Source organism: Parendozoicomonas verongulae (assembly GCF_009711465.1).
Lineage (GTDB): Bacteria > Pseudomonadota > Gammaproteobacteria > Pseudomonadales > Endozoicomonadaceae > Sansalvadorimonas > Sansalvadorimonas verongulae.
Genome location: NZ_SMME01000576.1, coordinates 1 through 322 on the forward strand (window position 1 = coordinate 1; position 322 = coordinate 322).

At 49.7% G+C, this 322-nt stretch carries 1 protein-coding gene; it reads right to left on the minus strand.

The features are described from left to right. Positions 1–322, minus strand: a 322-nt coding sequence (locus E1189_RS24785) for a hypothetical protein (protein ID WP_230459977.1), incomplete at both ends; no start/stop codon positions are given.

Sequence of the window (322 nt, forward strand, 5' to 3'; positions counted from 1 at the left end):
GCAATAATGCTCACTGAGTTCATTAGCTTTCTTCACCAAACCTGCATGTTCCCAATGAGGAGCCCCAGACAGAATGACAGGACGATGCCCACTGGCTCTGGTTTTGAATACCGAAAAAGCAGGGAGACCGATGAGCAACCTGCCTATATCTGGAACACCTTCCGGTTCCTCAGTCCAGGCGGGTGTCAGATTATCTATTTTCAGGTTCGCCTCCAGTGTGGGGGAGTGCCCACTATACACTGGCAGGGTTAAGGGTGAAGCCGCGTCCAGTATCTTCCTGATGTAGCTGTTGTGGTCTCTTTTTTTACCAAAAAAATGGGCA